This window comes from Mycobacterium attenuatum (assembly GCF_900566085.1).
Taxonomy (GTDB): Bacteria; Actinomycetota; Actinomycetes; order Mycobacteriales; family Mycobacteriaceae; genus Mycobacterium; species Mycobacterium attenuatum.
Genome location: NZ_UPHT01000214.1, coordinates 1 through 1,352 on the forward strand (window position 1 = coordinate 1; position 1,352 = coordinate 1,352).

Genomic DNA, 1,352 nt, shown 5'->3' on the forward strand with positions numbered 1-1,352 from the left:
GGCGACCATCGACATCAACGGCGTCATCGCCACATACCCACCCGCCATAGAACCCGAGGTCACGGTGATTCTCGACGCCCTGCAGACCGGAAACTCAAGGCACTAAGCCAAATGACCCAACTCGGGTCTGAGCGTGGTCCTCGGCGGATCAGGTGCCGACGTTGGTGACTTCAAGGATCCGTGATCTGCGGCGATACGCACGACGCCATTTCTGGACGTGTCGTTGATCGAGAGTCATTATGCGACGATATTGCCTCGCGCATTCACGGCGTGCCTCGCTAATTTGACGCCGTCGCAGGTTCCCCCCCACCACGGTAATGGATGGGCCGCTCGACGGCGCGGTTTGGCGGCACGGCTTGGTGCGGCCAGATGCGACGATGAGTGCCTGTTTAGCCGGGCGGGTTCGATGATGACGTCGTTGACCTCGGCATCAAACCGGGGCAACAGGCGATATGTTCGATGTCAAGTCAAGACCAACTCCCGGGATGTTTCGAATGTTGGCGATCTGCTCACGTGTCGTCGCGTTGAGGCGCATCATGCATGTCATCCGATGACGTGCGTGGAGGCTTGATGTCGGTTGTGAGCGTGGTTCCGGAACTGCTCGTGGCGGCAGCGCAGGATGTAACGCGCATCGGCACCTCGCTCAGCGCTGCCAATGCGGTCGCCGCGGCCTCCACAACCGAGATGCTGTCGGCCAGCGCTGACGACGTCTCGCAGGCCGTTACGGCACTGTTTCGTGGTTACGCCCAGCAATACCAGTCGCTGAGCGCGCAGGCTGCGGAGTTTCATAGGAATTTCGTCGAAACGTTAAACGTTGCCGGTGCGGCGTATGCGAACACTGACGCGGCTAGTGTCTCGTCGTTACAGGAGTTGGTGAGCAACGTCTTGGGTATGGTGAACGCTCCCACTCGCGAGTTGTTGGGACGTCCGTTGATCGGTAATGGCGCTAATGGGACGGCGGCACATCCCGACGGCGGCGCGGGTGGGCTGTTGTTAGGCAGCGGCGGTAATGGGTTCAGCTTTGCCAGCGGCCCGAGTCGTAGTGGCGGTAGCGGTGGTGCAGCGGGACTGATCGGCAACGGCGGCGCCGGTGGGAACGGCTTCTTGGGTGGGGCCGGTGGTGCTGGCGGAAATGGTGGGTGGCTACTCGGCAGCGGTGGTGCTGGCGGTGCCGGGGGCGCCGTGACCGATCCTGGTTTGGTCGGCGGTACTGGTGGGGCTGGCGGCAACGCTTCATTGTTCGGCTGGGGTGGCAACGGCGGGCCAGGCGGTGGCTCAGAGCTGGCAACTGGCGGGGCGGGCGGCGCTGGCGGTAATGCCCCAATGTTCGGCTGGGGTGGCAACGGCGGGGT

1 protein-coding gene is annotated in these 1,352 nt (G+C 63.1%); it reads left to right on the forward strand.

Annotation, left to right across the window (positions count from 1 at the left end; translation table 11 throughout):
- Positions 1 to 570: 570 nt before the first annotated feature.
- The coding region (locus tag EET13_RS29660) for a PE family protein (protein ID WP_136623326.1) at positions 571 to 1,352 on the forward strand (782 nt) is incomplete at its 3' end.